This window comes from Amniculibacterium sp. G2-70 (genome assembly GCF_014353055.1).
GTDB lineage: Bacteria > Bacteroidota > Bacteroidia > Flavobacteriales > Weeksellaceae > Amniculibacterium > Amniculibacterium aquaticum.
Genome location: NZ_CP060698.1, coordinates 274,416 through 291,857, shown reverse-complemented (window position 1 = coordinate 291,857; position 17,442 = coordinate 274,416). Strand labels below are relative to the sequence as shown.

The following is a 17,442-nucleotide window of genomic DNA, read 5'->3' as shown; positions in this document are numbered from 1 at the left end:
ACTCCTCAAAACTGTAATCTTCCCATTCTTAGTAACACTCAAAAGTAGAGATTTTATTTAATATTTCTGTTGTTGGTGTTGAATAATTTTGTTGAAATGTGGGAAAATCTGCTGGATTGGTGTGGCTGATTTTTCCATATTTCAATAAAAAATCCCTCGGTGTGAGATATTGCAATGCACTGTGTGGTCTTTCGTTGTTGTATTTCCACATCCATATTTCTGCGTAATTTCTCATTTGTTTCACGCTTTCAAACAAATATACATCCAAAAACTCTGTTCTAAATGTTCTATTAAACCGCTCAATAAGAGAGTTTTGAGTAGGTTTTCCCGGTTGGATAAAATGCAACTCAATTTCGTGATATTGACACCAAGTTTTTAATTTTTCTGAAATAAATTCCGGTCCGTTATCCACTCGTATTTTGTCCGGTTTCCCTCGCCATTCGATGAGTTCTTCCAGCTTGGAAATTACTTTTGTAGAAGGTAAACTCGTATCAATACTTATTTGTAAAATTTCTCTGTTAAAATCATCTATAATGTTCAAACTTCTCACACTTTTGCCGTTTTCCAAAGTGTCATGCATAAAATCCATACTCCATGTTACATTTGGATAAATCGGACGCAGAAGCGGCTCTTTCACTCTTGCAGGTAGCCTTTTCTTTCTCTTGCTTCTTAAATTTAGATTCATCGAAGTGTAGATTCTGTAAATCCGTTTATGATTCCACCAAAATCCCATGTTTTTCAAGCGATAACGCATTGTCCAAAATCCCCAAGTATGTTCTTGTTCGGCCAACAACCGAAGTTCTTCACGGATGAGATCATCTTGAGAATCTATCCTCTTTTTATAGTACATAACCGAATAACTCAGCCCGAAACAACCGCATGCCTTCCTTATGCTTATCTTGTGGGTTTCTTTGGCATATACTACCATTTCTCGCTTTTCGGAAGGCGTTAAAGCTTTTTTTCTATAACATCTTTTAAAACAGTGTTCTCCAAAGTTAGTTCTGCGACAATTTTTTTATATTGTGACAGCTGTTTCTCAAACTCTTTGAGTTGTGCCAGTTGGTGCGTATCCATACCACCGTATTTACTTTTCCATTTGTAAAAAGTAGGTTGGCTGATACCGTAATCTCGGCAAATCTCGTTTACCGTTTTTCCTTGATTTTGTTCAGATAAGATCTTCACAATCTGAACCTCTGTAAATTTGCTCTGTTTCATATTTCCCAAAGTTAAAAACTATATTTATATTCGTTTCTGTTTTTGGGGAAGACTACAAAACTATCTAAAAAATCGGATTTTGTTTCTTTTAATTTGTTATCTTTAGTCCGCTTATCCATTTTCCTTTTCATTGAAGGTTAGACTGTTTGTAATTTTGCCAGAAAAAAGAACCAATAACAATGAAATAGCTATGCTCACAAAAATTTCTATTGTATCCAATCCGAATGTAAAAGCAGGCAAAGTTGTTACAAAAGAGAACATATTGCTTATAATTACATAGTAAGAGCAGACTATTAGAGCAACTCTAAACAAAACATTTGATTTGTTAATCTCTTTTAAAAAACTTTCATTTTTCTTAAAAAAAAACTCAACAATAAATCCTCCTTTAACAATTAGCAGTGCTATTACAAAGATATTTATTAATGCATACAATAAAATATTTGTAATTACATTCCCAATATTCAAACAGAAGGTATTATATATTCTTTCTGGTAATTTAGAGCTAAAATCTATTAATAATTTTATTGCAATAAAGTATACGCTTATTTTTAGTAAATCTCTGTATATCATATCTATTTGAATAAAGGATATTGATTAATACTTGGTCCATTGCCGAAATGATAGTTGTAACTTGTAGTGGGTGGAAAAGGAGTTCCGACACCTTTTCCTGGTATATTGAAAATATAGCCAGCCTTAATACTTACATTTACATTAGTGGTTCCTTTAGGAAGAGTATACGTTGTTGAACCAATCTGTTGATATCCCGATTGCAATGCGGTGTAACCATAATCCCTATAAATCGGAAGTGACACACTAAAAGAAGACAAACCATAGGCACTACTTCCTGTTACAGTGGCTGTTCCAAAAAAATATGGATTTACTTGGGTTGTAGTAGTTGTTCCTACAGTACTTATGGTCAAAACGCCTTCGTCTAAAACAATTGTTCCCTTGACTGTATAAATATCTACATCAAAAAACCTTTTGTTATCCTCTTCAATAAAAAGAGCTGCACCCTGATCAACTTTGAAACTAACTTTTGTTCTTGGAAATTTATATTTCTTTCCTGGGGGATCGTCTGGTCCGTCCATGGTATGCAACGCGTGGTTTAATCCAGCTCTACTATAGCTTTGTAACCAAGAAAGGATTTGGTTAAAGTTTTCCATGTTGCTGGGGTTATGGTTACCACCTCCGTTAGAGCCAGTATCATCGGCTAGAGAGTAGGTTTTATAAGTGGGTCCTTTTTCTTCAAACTCTTTGAATATATACTTTCTGCTCATTTTTTAATTGTTAATGGGTACGAGCAAGATGCTCGCATCAGCATTGGGGGGAGTTTGGTTATTCCGATTTTTCATTCATCCATTCTTTACCTGAATATATTTTTAATTGATTTTTAAATGGTGGTAGTTCGGATTCAAGAAAATATTGATTTGTTTGATATTGATAAGTTTTACTGTCTTTAATTCGTATATTCTTCATTAAATAATCAATGAATTTTATTCCATCTTTAGCATTGAAATAATAAATTTCTTCTTTTTTATCAACAAAAACAACTACTTTTAACTTATTTGTTCTAAATGTTTTTTTAGAATGGTTTTCAATCACATAGTCTCTTATTTTATCTAACATTTTTTCAGCCGTTACAGCATAACTTCTTTGTTTGTATATATTTGTATCTTTTTTTATTTTATTGGTTATTAAAATATCCATTTGATGGTCATAGTTTCCAACATAATTGACATTAATTAATATATTTTCTGTTCTATTTTGGCAACTTATTAAAAGAAAAACCATACCCAAAACTAATATTAAAATTTTCTTCATCGTTGATTTATTTTAACCATTTATATCTTCCTGAATATGGTATTGACATAAGTGGCATACTTAAATAATGACCATTTTGGTAATAATTAAAACCCCATTTGAAAGTGCTTAAAGCGTGCGCTCCAGAACTATTTATACCAACAAGTGATACTTCTCCACGCCAATAAGCATTATACATACTATTAACTTCTCTTCTTGGACTATCATAAAATCTATAAGTATTTGTTTTAGCATTATACATTTGGCTTTGTAAATCTTTATCCCAATAATAAGGTGAAGAATCGTGTCCTGGCCCAGGTAAAGGATCATTAAACACAGTATACTTTCCATATTCATTTTTAGATACTGTTTGTACCCATTGAAAAGAATCATAACCACTATTTTTTGTTGGAGTAAAGCGTAAATCTATCTCTGTGGACATAGAACCATCATCATAAGTAACAGTACGATATTCTGCTATTCTCATTTTGCCTACATAGTTACCATCATCATCGTAAACTTTAAAAGAAGTCTTCGGTCTATACATCACATCATTCAACCCAGCTCTACTATAGCTTTGTAACCAAGAAAGGATTTGGTTAAAGTTTTCCATATTGCTGGGGTTATGGTTATTACCTCCGCTAGATCCAGTATCATCGGCTAGAGAGTAGGTTTTATAAGTGGGTCCTTTTTCTTCAAACATTATACCGACTGATCTGTCTTTTAAGGCATAAAACAAATCTACGGCTTCTTGGCCTTCATAAGTTTGCCCTGCATTATATACTTTCGGCGATCTCCCGTCGGGGTCTATATACCTTATCGGATTATTAAACGCATAATTGTATGGGCTGTGACGACGCATTTGTTCTGCCAACGGATCGCTTACGCCCCATCTTCCGATATCCGGCATGTACATTCTTGCGCCGTAGTCGTACATCCCGGTTTCTTGGAGTTCTTTACCGTTGTATTTGTACTGATAGGCATTATCAAAAGTATGATATTCGCTGTTGTGCATCAATCCGAAAGGGTAGTAGTTGGTTACTCCGTCTATCTCTCCCGTAATGATGTAGTTATTGCACATCGTACTTCCATCCGGTGTCGTATGACAATTATTCACCACAACATCTCCTGTTACTATGCCGTCACCGTTTACATCTTCGCTATAGGTTAAGCGTACATTTCCCAGATGATCGGTGTAATTATAAAAATAGCGTTTCCTCAATGCATCGTAATAGCCTTCGGAAGTCGGGATGATTCTTAGTCTCACTTCATCGGTTTGCAGGTTTCCGGACTCGTCTTCCCATGCCTGGGTAAACCGATGCAGAAAGCCGTCGAGATAATGGGTTTCTTTGTCATCAAAGAGTTTCTTTACTTTTACTCCGTCTGCTCGGTAGGTATAACTTGTCACTTTTGCGTTTTGGGTAATTTGCTTGGGTAAATTTAGTAAATTATATTGGATGGAGGAAATTCCTTTATCAGCAAAAACCGTGATATTTCCGTTGTCATCATACCCAATATTGGTAGGCGTCTCTTTGTAAGGATATCCTTTAGCAATGGTTATGGCATCGGATATTTTTTGCAGGCGGTTGCTTGCGCCTGTATTTTCATAGTGGTAAGACATGTTATCGATAAGCAAAGCAGTAGGGCCTACCTGTTGTGCAGTGCGCTTCATCGTCAGGATATTACCATTCAAATCATAGGTGGCTTTTTCATAATATTCCCTTATGGACGGGTTTGTGGATTTCTGATAAAAGCCTGCCAATAATCGGTTGGTGTCATCGTACACATAACCGTAGCGTTTCATTGGATCGTTTTCAGTAATGGCGGTTTTCCAGTCCACTTCGGCAATGTTACCATTGTATCTTGGCTTTACTTTTAGATTGGTGTCGGATGTATCGGGTGTTTCTAAACCATCCACAGAGGTATATTTTATTTTATATCCGAATAAGTCTCCCCCCAGATTACGAGATCACTGAAAAAGTGAATTTTCAGGAAATATGAAAAAGAAGGAGTTGAAATCTTAGGATTTTAGCTCCTTTTTTTGTACCTTGATAAGGTCTTTTAAAGATAAAGAATGTTAGTCCAACAGCAAAAGATTCAGTTTAGTTCTTATTCCGATTTGTATGATTTAATCGTTCCGAAAGAAAATCTTCTTCGAAAAATTAATGATTTGATAGATTTTTCCTTCATCTACGATGAACTGTTGAATAAGTATTGTTTGAACAATGGTCGCAATGCGGAAAGTCCGGTGAAGATGTTCAAATACCTTTTGTTGAAAAGCATTTACTCGGTTTCTGATGTAGATGTGGTAGAGCGTTCCCGCTATGATATGTCTTTCAAATATTTTTTAGATATGGCTCCCGAAGATGATGTGATAAACCCCAGTTCACTTACAAAATTCAGGAAATTACGCTTGAAAGATACCGATTTGTTGAACCTTCTAATTGGTAAAACGGTAACGATAGCGATCGATAAAGGCATTATTAAATCCAGATCCATTATTGTGGACGCTACACATACTTTATCTAGATCGAATCCATTTTCAAGCATAGAAGTACTGAGAGAGCGTTCGAGATTAGTTCGTAAAACGGTTTATCAATTTGATGAAAACTTCAAATCAAAAATGCCGGTCAAGAATACTGAAAACGATCTGAACAAAGAATTGGCTTATTGTAGAGAACTTGAAAAATGCATAGAAGATGAGCCATCAATAAGTGAGATTCCGGCAGTGAAAGAGAAATTAAATCTTTTGAGGGAAACAGCCGAAGACACCGATGAACAGCTAACTTTCTCAAAAGACACGGATGCCAAAATCGGACATAAATCCGCAGACAGTTCCTTTTTCGGTTACAAAACACATTTGGCGATGAGTGAAGAGCGGATTATCACCGCAGCAGTGGTAACTTCGGGAGAAAAAGGAGACGGGCCTGAATTGCCAAAATTACTGCAAATGAGCCAAGACAACGGAATGGAAGTGGAAACCATCATTGGCGATTCGGCTTATAGTGGAAAAGAAAATCTGAAAATTGCCAGCGAACAGGATATAAAAATTGTTGCAAAGTTAAATCCATCCATTACACAAGGATGTAGGAAAGAAAAAGACCAGTTTGATTACAATAAGGATGCTGACAGATTTGTTTGTCCTGCCGGGCATTTAGCCATCAGAAAAGCCCATCAGAACAGAAAGAATGTCGGCAAAAATCAAGCTGATGTATATTATTTTGATGTTGAAAAATGTAAAGTTTGCCCATTAAGAGAAGGTTGTTACAAAGACGGAGCAAAATCTAAAACCTACTCGGTTTCTATAAAATCAGAATTACACCAAGAACAGATGGCTTTTCAGGAAAGTGATTATTACAAAGAAAAGTCGAAACACCGGTATAAAATTGAAGCCAAAAACAGTGAACTTAAAAATGTTCATGGTTACAAAAGAGCCACTTCTTATGGAATAGAAAACATGCAAATGCAGGGAGCATTGGCTATTTTCGCAGTCAATTTGAAGAGGATCCTGAAATTAATCTAAGAAAAAGAGAACAAAATCATCATCTTTAAAACTCAGCTCCAATTAAATCAAAACAAGCTTTACAAAACCCATTAAATTTAGAACTCCAAAAAATGTAAAGAGCTTATTACCGATTTTAAAGTCGTGTAATAAGCTCTTAATTCTTGTCTGAAATTAAATCTTATTCAAAATGAAGATGGTTTTTCAGTGACCTCACCACACTCATGGAGATTTTTCTCATGGTTTTATGTTTTTAATTATAAGTTTTTACGAATTTAACAGTTTTTTAAGAAACAGACATTTTTTTTTTATTAAAATGATAAAAGTCAGTATTTTAGGTTGATTTTTCTAAGAGAGAAAGGTAGCTTTATTAAAAAAACGATTCACCTTGCTATATTAGGGGTTGATAATTTAACCATAGTCTCGCAGACAAAGGAGTGAATATTTCTGAAACAGATAAATGAACTCAAACTGCTGAAGATATCATAAATGAACTGAATGCAAGATTTGAAAATCTACCAGATGAAAGAACAAGATATGCAAATAAAATTTCCAGTTTAAGTTAAGCTACATTTTGATAAATTTTGTTTTGATTGTTAAACTCTTCTATTGTTTTAAAATTTAGTGTGCCATGACGTCTTTTTTTGTTGTACCAAATTTCAATGTATTCAAAAATTTCTAATTCCATTTGCTCTTTTGAGATCAGTTTGTTACCATAAATCAGCTCGGTCTTTAATGACTTAAAAAGACTCTCTGCCACCGCGTTGTCCCAACAATTTCCTTTCCTGCTCATACTTCTAATAACGCCATAGAACTCTATTGTATTAGCGAATTTCTTGTTTGCATACTGAATTCCTCTATCTGAATGAAAAATTAATCCTTTTTGAACCGTTCTGTTTTTTATTGCCATTTTCCATGCGGCAAGACTTGTTTTTCAGTACTCATTCCATCGCTTAAGCCTTGTTTTTAAAACATAACACATTGATATTTACGCTTGTTAAGAAATTTAGATAGTTTCTTCAATGAGAATGCATTGTTACTTTGCTGTTCCAATTTCTTTTATATCTTTGTGAAAAATGTTGCGTAAACTTTTGTGTAAAGTATTGTGTAAAACATTGCATAGCACCTCTTATTGACAAGAACTCGAACCGCTTAGCAATGCTATAAGTTTCAAAAATTCTTTATGCATCTTCATCCTTTCCGAGATGGAAATGGTGTATTGGGAAGACTACTTTTTGCTTTACCAATCGATGTTTCAGGATATTTTAATAGTGTAAAATTAGTGTAAAAATAGTGTAAAATCATGATAAAAAAGGGAAAAAAAGCAAAAGTGTAAAAATGTAACTAACTGATTTTTAGATCTATGTATTTTTTTAAATTTCTATAAAACTTGGTGTTATTACTGGCAGTCAAGAGGCCACGGGTTCGAATCCCGTATTCTCCACAAAAAAAAGCTTTAAACACTGATGTTTAGAGCTTTTTTTGTTTGTGATTTTGTAGTCTTCCCCAAAAACAGAAACGAATATAAATATAGTTTTTAACTTTGGGAAATATGAAACAGAGCAAATTTACAGAGGTTCAGATTGTGAAGATCTTATCTGAACAAAATCAAGGAAAAACGGTAAACGAGATTTGCCGAGATTACGGTATCAGCCAACCTACTTTTTACAAATGGAAAAGTAAATACGGTGGTATGGATACGCACCAACTGGCACAACTCAAAGAGTTTGAGAAACAGCTGTCACAATATAAAAAAATTGTCGCAGAACTAACTTTGGAGAACACTGTTTTAAAAGATGTTATAGAAAAAAAGCTTTAACGCCTTCCGAAAAGCGAGAAATGGTAGTATATGCCAAAGAAACCCACAAGATAAGCATAAGGAAGGCATGCGGTTGTTTCGGGCTGAGTTATTCGGTTATGTACTATAAAAAGAGGATTGATTCTCAAGATGATCTCATCCGTGAAGAACTTCGGTTGTTGGCAATACAAGAACATACTTGGGGATTTTGGACAATGCGTTATCGCTTGAAAAACATGGGATTTTGGTGGAATCATAAACGGATTTACAGAATCTACACTTCGATGAATCTAAATTTAAGAAGCAAGAGAAAGAAAAGGCTTCCTGCAAGAGTGAAAGAGCCGCTTCTGCGTCCGATCTATCCAAATGTAACATGGAGTATGGATTTCATGCATGACACTTTGGAAAACGGCAAAAGCGTGAGAAGTTTGAACATTATAGATGATTTTAACAGAGAAATTTTACAAATAAGTATTGATACGAGTTTGCCTTCTGCAAAAGTAATTACCAAGCTGGAAGAACTCATCGAATGGCGAGGGAAACCGGACAAAATACGAGTGGATAACGGACCGGAATTTATTTCAGAAAAATTAAAAACTTGGTGTCAATATCACGAAATTGAGTTGCATTTTATCCAACCGGGAAAACCTACTCAAAACTCTCTTATTGAGCGGTTTAATAGAACATTTAGAACAGAGTTTTTGGATGTATATTTGTTTGAAAGCGTGAAACAAATGAGAAATTACGCAGAAATATGGATGTGGAAATACAACAACGAAAGACCACACAGTGCATTGCAATATCTCACACCGAGGGATTTTTTATTGAAATATGGAAAAATCAGCCACACTAATCCAGCAGATTTTCCCACATTTCAACAAAATTATTCAACACCAACAACAGAAATATTAAATAAAATCTCTACTTTTGAGTGTTACTAAGAATGGGAAGATTACAATTTAATTTTCTGAGCTGCAATTGTATGGGCGATTTCAATTTCTAACTTTTAATCGAGAAGTTTTGGCTTACCATAATATTACCCAATAAATAATTATTCTTTCTCTTTCATTAAAAGCAATACCTCGTGAATATCCATGTCTAACAGGATCTGGCATATAAGATTTTGGAGGATCTAGTTTTGGTGACCATGTTGCTGTATCACTGAACTGCGAATCTATAATTATGAATTTGAAATTTCTATCCAAATGACTTCGGGTATCGGCTATTTGATCCTGAGAACTAAATCCGCCATAATAACCCTGCCAAAAATTTGGAATTACCTTATATTTATCTGTACAATTTTTATATATTTTACTAATATAATTTTTTAATGGTTCGGAATAAATATAATCAGAATTATTTTCCATAGAATTAGAAATATTTGATAAATCATTTTTATTTATAAAATCATTTAAAACAACAATACAACTATCATTATCTATATATATATTTTTGTTTTTATATTCGTTTAATACCTTGTTAATTCGTTTATCTGCATCTGAATCAAACAAAGTTAAACTCATATCCATTGTATTGTAGTATGCTGAAGTATCTTTTATTACTACATATTTCTCAAAAACATCATTGTTAGGAAAATGTGACGTCAATTTTTCTCCTAAATAGGAACGACCGAATTGTAAATCCTTATCGTCACTTAAGCTCCTTTTAAAACAAGAACTTAAAAATAAGATCATTATTAAAACACATAATATGACAATTTTTTGTATTCGCATGATTTTGTGAAATTTTATTTTTTAAAGAGAAATGGCCAAATAGCCTTTATTATTTGTAAACCAAATGCATCTGAACCATTACCAGCAGCACCTAATATTCCTCCTTGTAGAGATGCTCTATTCATTGAAGAATTAAAACTAGTTCCATAGGCTCTTGTTTCTGTATAATTTGAAATCGTTCCAGTTAAACCCCAACCATTGTTTATTTTTGTATTACCTGCAAATAATCTTATGTTAGCTGTGCCAATGGGGCGTGAAAAAATTGAAGATGACACTGCATCTCTACTGCCATAGGTATGTGTAATCTTAAGGTCTATAAATTCTCTTGATAAATCAGTATATTGCGTTTCTTTAACATTATCTCTAATTGCTAATTCATAAGGTTTGCCCATTTCTACAATGGTATATTGCCCTTTAGGGCCAGCTCCTGTTACGGAGTAATATCCTGCAAATTGTCTATCTCCATTTTGGTTAAGGTTAAAATGCTGATAAGCTCCTTTTTGAGCATCCCACCAATATTCCCCTGTACTGTCTTTAAAAAACGATAGCCCTTTTATTGGAGGTTCTACATTACCCGCGGCCATCACATCATTCAATCCAGCTACTCTTCATAACAACTTAATTGATAAGAATATATTTCCAAATTCTCTTCCAATTTCTCATTTAAAAAAGGTTTTAATTTTTCAATCTGTGAAATCGTAAGATCATATGGATCATATATTTCGTTTGGGTAATCATCTTCATTTAAAACTAAATCATCTAAAACTTCTAAAATTTTCTCTGCTGCAATATTAAGAATATACTCTTTATTAAGTTTTTCATCAGTATTATTAAACTCTTCTATTACTCTTACTAATGTCATATTTAATAGGTTTCTTGTTGATATTGATATGTTGGATTAACTTGATACATCATTATTGGTGTCATAAACATCGGAGTTAGTCTACTTGCTGCCCAGTCTAAAATTTTCAAGCCTCCATAAATAATTCCTGCCCCAACACCTACTTTTATGATGGGATCAATTCTCCTTCCTGGAACTGGTGGTTTATATATTTCACCCGTTTCGGGTCTCGCTGATCCTTGATGCTTTCCATTCTTGTTATAGATTTCAACATCTCCGTGTTGTTTATCCCATTCCAAAATTTTCCCATCCGGATTTCTCCATCTTGTTCTGTTTGGATCTTTAGATTTCACTTTTTCAGCATCAGGAAATCCTGGTAATTTTTTAGGTGCTGGTTTATGTCCTCTTGTATCTCGACCTTTTCCTGGATCTTCTCCTTCATCACTGTCATTTAAAAGGCTTTCATTCCCGATTTCATGCAACGTGTGATTCAATCCAGCTCTACTATAACTTTGTAACCAAGAAAGGATTTGGTTGAAGCTTTCCATATTGCTGGGGTTATGGTTATTACCTCCGCTAGAGCCAGTATCATCGGCTAGAGAGTAGGTTTTATAAGTGGGTCCTTTTTCTTCAAACATTATACCTACTGATCTGTCTTTTAAGGCATAAAACAAATCTACGGCTTCTTGGCCTTCATAAGTTTGCCCTGCATTATATACTTTTGGCGATCTCCCGTCGGGGTCTATATACCTTATCGGATTATTAAACGCATAATTGTATGGGCTGTGGCGACGCATTTGCTCCGCCAATGGAGACGCTCGAAACAGCATTGTTGACATTTTATTTTGGTTTTTTTTCAGGATTTTGTGGCGTGTTGAAAACTGAATAAATGACGACTTTGTTTTCTTCTATTTCAAAAATTACCAAGTATGGAAATTTTCTGATATAAGCTTCTCGATAATCATTTTTCTTGATTTGAAAAAGCTTTGGGTTTTCACAAATTCGGTCTAAATATTTATCTAATTGTTTTAAAAATTTTTCGCCTAATCCCGATTGTTTATGCTCGTAATACAAATAAGCTTCTGTGATTTCCCAGTCTGCTTCTTCTACAATTTCTAATTCATAAATCATTTTACTTTAGCTCTTGCTCTGTCTTTAACTTCTTCCCAAGAATAAGATTTGGATTTTCCTGTTAAATGTTTTTCCTTTCTTTTGTCTAATTCTTCGTAGAAAGATTCCGGAACATTTGGTTCTGTTTCTTCTTCGGTTGTTATGATTGCATTGATAATTCTTAAGATCCTTTCGTCTGCGTGGTCAATAAATTCGTGGATTTTTTTTCTGATTTCAAGTGTGGTTTCCATTTTTTTCTTTTTACTATTTTCAAAGATACTAAACTAATTTCTAATCTCGTCTAATGCCTGAAATGACTTTCTATAATATAATTTTCTTTGTTCTTGCCATATGATACAATCGTGCGGCAGCGGAGGGGGGACTTTAGCTAACTACAACCTTTCAACAAAGAGCAAATACCAAAAAATATAATAAATATAGTCATAATAATTCCACTAATATTTTGACTTTTAGAGTAAAAACTTGTATCACAAACAGATTTTTCATATAACCACTTATTTCTAATTAATATAAATAAAACGAAGCCAAAAAGTATAATTAACAAACTAAATATCAGATTCATATGTTATTTTTTATTATTAGAGTTGTCATACCATTTTTCAAGTAATATTACCTTCAAACCTACATTTTGTTTAAAAATCTCTTTTCCCAAAGTATTAAATCCAGGTACTTTAGAAGATAGATGTCCTGTCTCAATATTTACTGTTTGAAAACCAATAATTTTATTCATTTCAGCAAAATTTCCATTTAAATAAGCATCTGATAAACTAATAATAGCACCACCTGTAGAAATCATATTTCCAATACCAGCAAGTGGAACTCCAACCTTGGCACCAATACCAGTCATAGTAAGTCCATATCCTCCCAAAGTAATTCCATCTCCAATATTAGTGAAAAATCCTCCACGCTGCGCAAAGTCTCCCGACTTTGAGCCCAATGTATCAGTCGTCATAATTATTATATTTCCAAAATTCGTTTGTCTTCGTTACATTCACAACCGGATTATCTGCTACCAAAGATAGAATTTATTTTCTGTATTTGCATTAAGGTAAAGCTACAAGATTTGTTATTTTGATTGCTCAAAGTCGGGAGACTTTGCGCAGCGGGGATTTATTTTAAGTTTTGCACAAATATTTAAAAATTCTTTTCTGTTCAAATTTTCAATAATTTCATCAGTCTTTTTATTTATGACAAAATATTTTCTAATAGTATCATTCTGTGGAATTTGTATAGCTACAATATAATCTCCTGTATTTTTTGCTTCAATAACAGTTGCAGGTATTTTTATATCTTCAAAAACATTCTTGTCAAAAGATTTATAAACAATTGCACCATCTGGAAAACCTATATCTTTGGCTTCATATTCTGGTAGAAAGTAATATCCATCTCCTAAATCCTCATCATAGTCCCAATATTCATAACCCAACCAAAATATAAAAATCGTTATTCCTAAAATTATCATTTTTTTTTTCATTTGAATTTTATTTGAGGGTATTGATAGTGTATCATATAATCCACACCTTGTAATCGAGGTATGTTATTTGGCCAAGGAAGAGACGGTTTGCCATACCAATTCATGAAATTTCGTATTACATCTTTAACGGAAGTATTTGATCGATAATCATAGTGATATTTTTGATCTATGACAGAAGCTGTCCTTTCTCCCGTTCTCACAAATGAAGTTCCACCATAAGTAGATGCTGTTTCATATGGTAAATCTACAAAAGCATTATGAGTATCTATGCTGAATGTTTTTCCTACTGGTGTATTCAAAGGCATTTCCAATCCCGACCAATTTATTAATGAATTGTCCACCCAAATGTCAGCTCCTTTTCCCATTAACCACCAATTATCAGCTTCATTTTTTTGTAATATACCATCTCCATTTAAATCCCAAGGTTGCTTTTCTTGAACAGAATTTTTTCCTGGAGGATCTCCCGGTCCAGTCATTTCATGCATCACATCATTCAACCCAGCTCTACTATAGCTTTGTAGCCAAGAAAGGGTTTGGTTGAAGCTTTCCATATTGATGGGGTTATGGTTATTACCTCCGCTAGAGCCAGTATCATCGGCTAGAGAGTAGGTTTTATAAGTGGGTCCTTTTTCTTCAAACATTATACCGACTGATCTGTCTTTTAAGGCATAAAACAAATCTACGGCTTCTTGGCCTTCATAAGTTTGCCCTGCATTATATACTTTCGGCGATCTCCCGCTGCGCAAAGTCTCCCGACTTTGCACCAATATTTCAGTCCTCATAATTATTATATTTCCAAAATTCGTTCGTCTTCGTTACATTCACAACCGGATTATCTGCTACCAAAGATAGAATTTATTTTCTGTATTTGAATTAAGGTAAAGCTACAAGATTTGTAATGCTGATGGCGCAAAGTCAGGAGACTTTGCGTAGCAGGGGGTACATGCAAGATGTTGGCAATAGCTTGGGCTTCTAACTTAATGTATTACTTCTATCATTATCCAAATACTGATTATCAATAAAAGGATAATTCCTACCAAAACCCCAAAACTTATCCTAGCCCATTTTCTTTTTACTGCAGTCGGCTCTTTTTCAAATTTTTTAAAATAAGTTAGGTATTTGTCTTTTTGAATTACTGAAAACCAAACCAATAACCCAAAAGGAATTACAAACAAAAAAACAATTTCCGGTTGGAATTTTTCATCTTTTACTTTACAATACATTAAATAAAAAATAAAAAATTGCATTGCAGGTAATAAAGAAAGCAACAGAATTATCCTCCCTGAGGTTACATCTGGTATTCCAAGAAGAAAAATATTAGATTTCTTAATCTTATCATAAATCACAAAATGCAAAATATTAATGTAATAAATTAATTTTCTCATAACTATTGCTATCTACGAACTTCATCAATAATTGCTTCACCTGCGACTTGCCCCAACATTCCGCCACCAATTCCGCCTATTAACCCTCCAATAATAGCACCAAGAACAGCTCCAACACCTCCGAACTGTATATCTTAAATTCTAAATAAAAATTGTACGATTTTTTGGTGGCAGCATAGAGCTTTAATTTAAACAAAGTCTAAAGCGCGAAATTTAATCCTAAAAATTTTATTGCCCTAGTATAAATTCTTATTTTTACAAAAATTTAAATTTATTTGTTACTAGAAAGCCCAATGACGGTTATTTTAGAAACAAAGAACGCTAATACAAAAAAATTCTTTATATGAAAAAGATTCAGATGGTCGATTTGCAAACGCAATATTTCAAAATTAAAAATGAAATTGACAATGCGGTGCTTAATGTTTTGGAATCTTCAGCATACATCAACGGGCCAGAAGTAAAAACTTTTCAATCCGAGTTAGAACAATATTTAGATGTAAAACATGCAATCCCTTGTGCCAACGGAACCGATGCCTTACAAATTGCTTTGATGGCTTTGGATCTGAAAGAAGGCGATGAAGTCATCACTGCAGATTTTACATTTGCTGCAACGGTAGAGGTCATTCAGCTCTTGAAATTAAAATCCGTTTTGGTCGATGTCGATTATAACACCTTTACCATCGATACAGAAAAACTTAGAGCTGCAATTACACCAAAAACCAAAGCCATCATACCGGTACATTTGTTCGGACAATGTGCAAATATGGAAGAAGTGATGAAAATTGCTAATGAGCACAACCTCTATGTCATCGAGGACAATGCACAAGCCATAGGTGCCGACTATACCTTTGCCGATGGATCTACAAAAAAATCCGGAACCATGGGAACTATTGGGACGACTTCTTTTTTCCCATCAAAAAATTTGGGATGCTATGGAGATGGTGGCGCCATTTTTACCAACGGCGATGCCTTGGCTCACAAACTTCGTGGGATTGTCAACCACGGTATGTACCAGAGATACTACCACGATGAGGTGGGCGTAAACTCCAGATTGGACTCTGTACAGGCTGCCATTCTTAGAAAAAAATTACCACAATTGGACGGTTATAACGAGGCACGAAGAAAAGCAGCCGACTTCTATGACGAAGCTTTTGCCAATCACCCACAGATTCTTACACCCCAAAGAGCAGAAAACTCAACTCATGTTTTCCACCAATATACTTTGAGGGTTTTGAACGGAAAAAGAAACGAGTTGCAACAGTTTTTAGCCGAAAAAGAAATTCCAGCCATGATCTATTATCCCGTTGCTCTTAGAAAACAAAAAGCCTATTTCCAAGAAAGTAACGATGCCGATTTTGTGAATACCGATAAGCTTTTGAACGAGGTAATCTCCCTTCCAATGCATACCGAATTGGACGAAGAGCAACTGAAATTCATCACGGATGCCGTTTTAGAATTCATGAATTAATACAAAATACCATACTACAACCTTATCTGAAATTCATTTTTGGATAAGGTTTTTAACTTTAATTTAATAAAAACATAATGACCATTCTTGTAACAGGAGGATTAGGATACATTGGCTCTCATACCGTTGTGGAATTGCTAAACAATGGATTTGAAGTTGTAATCGTTGACGATCTGTCCAATTCTGAAAAATTTATTTTACAAAATATCGAAGAAGTAGCCGGTAAAAAACCTATTTTTTATCCGTTTGACCTTAGAAAAAAAGAATTGCTTTCTCAGGTTTTTGATGCCCACAACATCCAAGGATGCATCAATTTTGCAGCGTATAAAGCAGTAGGAGAGAGCCAGGAGAAACCTTTGGATTATTATGAGAATAATCTCTTCATCCTTATCAACATCTTGCAAGAGTTTAAGACCAGAGGGATTTCCAATTTTATTTTCAGCTCTTCGTGCACCGTGTATGGACAAGCCGATGAAATGCCTATTGATGAGAACACTCCACTGAAAATGCCAGAATCGGTTTATGGAAAAACCAAACAAATGGGCGAAGAAATTCTCTTGGATTTTGCAAAAGCCTACCAAAGAAAAATTGCTTTGTTAAGATACTTCAATCCTATTGGTGCGCATCCAACAGCCAAGTTGGGCGAGTTGCCTTTGGGGATCCCAAACAATTTAGTACCTTTTGTTACCCAAACGGCAGCAGGAATCAGAAAAGAATTGAGCGTTTTTGGAGACGATTATCCAACTCCGGACGGTACAGCCATTCGTGATTATATCTATGTGGTCGATTTGGCGAAAGCTCATGTTGCTGCACTTAAAAAATTAATAGACGAGAAAGAAGACACCGTTTTGGATATTTATAACCTTGGAACAGGGAAAGGATCGTCGGTCTTGGAAGTGGTACAAGCGTTTGAAAAAGCCAATACTGTAGCCGTTCCGTACAAAATTTGTGATCGCAGAGCCGGTGATATCACTGTGGCTTATGCCAATGCAGATAAAGCCGAAAAAGAATTGGGTTGGAAAGCCGATACTTCTTTGGAAGAAGCCTTGAAAACCACTTGGCAATGGCAAAAATACTTGGAATCCAGAAACTAAA

At 34.4% G+C, this 17,442-nt stretch carries 22 protein-coding genes and 1 pseudogene; 6 read left to right on the top strand and 17 right to left on the bottom strand.

What is annotated here, in order from left to right:
• Positions 1-28: 28 nt before the first annotated feature.
• From H9Q20_RS01295 to H9Q20_RS01270, 6 genes are all read right to left on the bottom strand, one after another.
• Entirely contained in the window at positions 29-928 is a 900-nt protein-coding gene (locus H9Q20_RS01295; protein ID WP_187478571.1) for an IS3 family transposase, read from the bottom strand.
• A gap of 20 nt (positions 929-948) precedes the next feature.
• The gene (locus tag H9Q20_RS01290; RefSeq protein ID WP_187477476.1) at positions 949-1,215 is read right to left on the bottom strand and encodes a transposase; all 267 of its coding nucleotides are present in this window, start codon (positions 1,213-1,215) and stop codon (positions 949-951) included.
• Positions 1,216-1,326: 111 nt separating this feature from the next.
• Entirely contained in the window at positions 1,327-1,785 is a 459-nt protein-coding gene (locus H9Q20_RS01285; protein WP_187478106.1) for a hypothetical protein, read from the bottom strand.
• Between the two features lie 2 nt (positions 1,786-1,787).
• Positions 1,788-2,492 (bottom strand): hypothetical protein, encoded by a 705-nt coding sequence (locus H9Q20_RS01280; RefSeq protein WP_187478105.1) that lies wholly within the window; start codon positions 2,490-2,492, stop codon positions 1,788-1,790.
• Between the two features lie 58 nt (positions 2,493-2,550).
• The gene (locus tag H9Q20_RS01275; RefSeq protein ID WP_187478104.1) at positions 2,551-3,036 is read right to left on the bottom strand and encodes a hypothetical protein; all 486 of its coding nucleotides are present in this window, start codon (positions 3,034-3,036) and stop codon (positions 2,551-2,553) included.
• A gap of 7 nt (positions 3,037-3,043) precedes the next feature.
• Positions 3,044-4,933, bottom strand: coding sequence for an RHS repeat-associated core domain-containing protein (locus H9Q20_RS01270; protein WP_187478103.1), 1,890 nt, complete (start codon positions 4,931-4,933; stop codon positions 3,044-3,046).
• Between the two features lie 156 nt (positions 4,934-5,089).
• Between H9Q20_RS01270 and H9Q20_RS01265 the strand changes: the two genes are divergently transcribed.
• On the top strand, positions 5,090-6,538 hold the full coding sequence (locus tag H9Q20_RS01265; RefSeq protein WP_187477341.1) for an IS1182 family transposase: 1,449 nt from the start codon (positions 5,090-5,092) through the stop codon (positions 6,536-6,538).
• Positions 6,539-7,079: 541 nt separating this feature from the next.
• Here H9Q20_RS01265 and H9Q20_RS01260 read toward each other — a convergent pair.
• A pseudogene (locus H9Q20_RS01260) lies at positions 7,080-7,451 on the bottom strand (transposase); the annotation flags it as partial.
• 249 nt (positions 7,452-7,700) lie between these two features.
• Here H9Q20_RS01260 and H9Q20_RS13330 point away from each other — a divergent pair.
• From H9Q20_RS13330 to H9Q20_RS01250, 3 genes are all read left to right on the top strand, one after another.
• Positions 7,701-7,805, top strand: a complete 105-nt coding sequence (locus H9Q20_RS13330; RefSeq protein ID WP_187478101.1) for a Fic family protein — start codon at positions 7,701-7,703, stop codon at positions 7,803-7,805.
• Positions 7,806-8,069: 264 nt separating this feature from the next.
• Positions 8,070-8,336, top strand: coding sequence for a transposase (locus tag H9Q20_RS13325; RefSeq protein WP_187477476.1), 267 nt, complete (start codon positions 8,070-8,072; stop codon positions 8,334-8,336).
• Positions 8,337-8,356: 20 nt separating this feature from the next.
• On the top strand, positions 8,357-9,256 hold the full coding sequence (locus H9Q20_RS01250; protein ID WP_410369578.1) for an IS3 family transposase: 900 nt from the start codon (positions 8,357-8,359) through the stop codon (positions 9,254-9,256).
• A gap of 84 nt (positions 9,257-9,340) precedes the next feature.
• Here the strand turns inward: H9Q20_RS01250 and H9Q20_RS01245 are convergent, their stop codons facing one another.
• From H9Q20_RS01245 to H9Q20_RS01200, 10 genes are all read right to left on the bottom strand, one after another.
• Entirely contained in the window at positions 9,341-10,009 is a 669-nt protein-coding gene (locus tag H9Q20_RS01245; RefSeq protein ID WP_187478100.1) for a hypothetical protein, read from the bottom strand.
• A 53-nt stretch (positions 10,010-10,062) separates the two neighbouring features.
• Positions 10,063-10,644 (bottom strand): hypothetical protein, encoded by a 582-nt coding sequence (locus H9Q20_RS01240; RefSeq protein WP_187478099.1) that lies wholly within the window; start codon positions 10,642-10,644, stop codon positions 10,063-10,065.
• 5 nt (positions 10,645-10,649) lie between these two features.
• Positions 10,650-10,910 carry a hypothetical protein gene (locus tag H9Q20_RS01235; RefSeq protein ID WP_187478098.1) on the bottom strand — a complete coding sequence of 87 codons (261 nt, stop codon included), beginning with the start codon at positions 10,908-10,910 and terminating at the stop codon, positions 10,650-10,652.
• Positions 10,911-10,912: 2 nt separating this feature from the next.
• Entirely contained in the window at positions 10,913-11,728 is an 816-nt protein-coding gene (locus H9Q20_RS01230) for a colicin E3/pyocin S6 family cytotoxin (RefSeq protein WP_222933882.1), read from the bottom strand.
• Position 11,729: 1 nt separating this feature from the next.
• Complete coding sequence (locus H9Q20_RS01225) at positions 11,730-12,020, bottom strand: type II toxin-antitoxin system RelE/ParE family toxin (protein WP_187478097.1); 291 nt, start codon at positions 12,018-12,020, stop codon at positions 11,730-11,732.
• Positions 12,017-12,250: an addiction module protein gene (locus H9Q20_RS01220; protein ID WP_187478096.1), complete on the bottom strand. Its 234-nt coding sequence runs from the start codon at positions 12,248-12,250 to the stop codon at positions 12,017-12,019. Before H9Q20_RS01220 ends, H9Q20_RS01225 begins: the two co-directional genes overlap by 4 nt.
• A gap of 335 nt (positions 12,251-12,585) precedes the next feature.
• Entirely contained in the window at positions 12,586-12,972 is a 387-nt protein-coding gene (locus H9Q20_RS01215; protein ID WP_187478095.1) for a hypothetical protein, read from the bottom strand.
• Between the two features lie 114 nt (positions 12,973-13,086).
• Positions 13,087-13,494, bottom strand: a complete 408-nt coding sequence (locus H9Q20_RS01210) for a hypothetical protein (protein WP_187478094.1) — start codon at positions 13,492-13,494, stop codon at positions 13,087-13,089.
• Positions 13,491-14,276, bottom strand: coding sequence for a hypothetical protein (locus tag H9Q20_RS01205; RefSeq protein WP_187478093.1), 786 nt, complete (start codon positions 14,274-14,276; stop codon positions 13,491-13,493). The genes H9Q20_RS01210 and H9Q20_RS01205 overlap by 4 nt, the downstream gene beginning before the upstream one ends.
• Before the next feature lie 195 nt (positions 14,277-14,471).
• Entirely contained in the window at positions 14,472-14,879 is a 408-nt protein-coding gene (locus H9Q20_RS01200) for a hypothetical protein (protein ID WP_187478092.1), read from the bottom strand.
• Positions 14,880-15,222: 343 nt separating this feature from the next.
• Here H9Q20_RS01200 and H9Q20_RS01195 point away from each other — a divergent pair, with 343 nt between their 5' ends.
• Positions 15,223-16,347 carry a DegT/DnrJ/EryC1/StrS family aminotransferase gene (locus H9Q20_RS01195; protein WP_187478091.1) on the top strand — a complete coding sequence of 375 codons (1,125 nt, stop codon included), beginning with the start codon at positions 15,223-15,225 and terminating at the stop codon, positions 16,345-16,347.
• 77 nt (positions 16,348-16,424) lie between these two features.
• Positions 16,425-17,441, top strand: coding sequence for a UDP-glucose 4-epimerase GalE (gene galE, locus H9Q20_RS01190; RefSeq protein WP_124642988.1), 1,017 nt, complete (start codon positions 16,425-16,427; stop codon positions 17,439-17,441).
• Position 17,442: the final 1 nt, after the last annotated feature.

What these genes read in the sequence shown, in the direction of transcription:
- H9Q20_RS01295 (WP_187478571.1), bottom strand. Translation starts at nt 928, where the DNA reads ATGGTAGTATATGCCAAAGAAACCCACAAGATAAGCATAAGGAAGGCA.
- H9Q20_RS01290 (WP_187477476.1), bottom strand. Translation starts at nt 1,215, where the DNA reads ATGAAACAGAGCAAATTTACAGAGGTTCAGATTGTGAAGATCTTATCT.
- H9Q20_RS01285 (WP_187478106.1), bottom strand. Translation starts at nt 1,785, where the DNA reads ATGATATACAGAGATTTACTAAAAATAAGCGTATACTTTATTGCAATA.
- H9Q20_RS01280 (WP_187478105.1), bottom strand. Translation starts at nt 2,492, where the DNA reads ATGAGCAGAAAGTATATATTCAAAGAGTTTGAAGAAAAAGGACCCACT.
- H9Q20_RS01275 (WP_187478104.1), bottom strand. Translation starts at nt 3,036, where the DNA reads ATGAAGAAAATTTTAATATTAGTTTTGGGTATGGTTTTTCTTTTAATA.
- H9Q20_RS01265 (WP_187477341.1), top strand. Translation starts at nt 5,090, where the DNA reads ATGTTAGTCCAACAGCAAAAGATTCAGTTTAGTTCTTATTCCGATTTG.
- H9Q20_RS13330 (WP_187478101.1), top strand. Translation starts at nt 7,701, where the DNA reads ATGCATCTTCATCCTTTCCGAGATGGAAATGGTGTATTGGGAAGACTA.
- H9Q20_RS13325 (WP_187477476.1), top strand. Translation starts at nt 8,070, where the DNA reads ATGAAACAGAGCAAATTTACAGAGGTTCAGATTGTGAAGATCTTATCT.
- H9Q20_RS01250 (WP_410369578.1), top strand. Translation starts at nt 8,357, where the DNA reads ATGGTAGTATATGCCAAAGAAACCCACAAGATAAGCATAAGGAAGGCA.
- H9Q20_RS01245 (WP_187478100.1), bottom strand. Translation starts at nt 10,009, where the DNA reads ATGATCTTATTTTTAAGTTCTTGTTTTAAAAGGAGCTTAAGTGACGAT.
- H9Q20_RS01235 (WP_187478098.1), bottom strand. Translation starts at nt 10,910, where the DNA reads ATGACATTAGTAAGAGTAATAGAAGAGTTTAATAATACTGATGAAAAA.
- H9Q20_RS01230 (WP_222933882.1), bottom strand. Translation starts at nt 11,728, where the DNA reads ATGTCAACAATGCTGTTTCGAGCGTCTCCATTGGCGGAGCAAATGCGT.
- H9Q20_RS01225 (WP_187478097.1), bottom strand. Translation starts at nt 12,020, where the DNA reads ATGATTTATGAATTAGAAATTGTAGAAGAAGCAGACTGGGAAATCACA.
- H9Q20_RS01220 (WP_187478096.1), bottom strand. Translation starts at nt 12,250, where the DNA reads ATGGAAACCACACTTGAAATCAGAAAAAAAATCCACGAATTTATTGAC.
- H9Q20_RS01215 (WP_187478095.1), bottom strand. Translation starts at nt 12,972, where the DNA reads ATGACGACTGATACATTGGGCTCAAAGTCGGGAGACTTTGCGCAGCGT.
- H9Q20_RS01210 (WP_187478094.1), bottom strand. Translation starts at nt 13,494, where the DNA reads ATGAAAAAAAAAATGATAATTTTAGGAATAACGATTTTTATATTTTGG.
- H9Q20_RS01205 (WP_187478093.1), bottom strand. Translation starts at nt 14,276, where the DNA reads ATGAGGACTGAAATATTGGTGCAAAGTCGGGAGACTTTGCGCAGCGGG.
- H9Q20_RS01200 (WP_187478092.1), bottom strand. Translation starts at nt 14,879, where the DNA reads ATGAGAAAATTAATTTATTACATTAATATTTTGCATTTTGTGATTTAT.
- H9Q20_RS01195 (WP_187478091.1), top strand. Translation starts at nt 15,223, where the DNA reads ATGAAAAAGATTCAGATGGTCGATTTGCAAACGCAATATTTCAAAATT.
- galE (WP_124642988.1), top strand. Translation starts at nt 16,425, where the DNA reads ATGACCATTCTTGTAACAGGAGGATTAGGATACATTGGCTCTCATACC.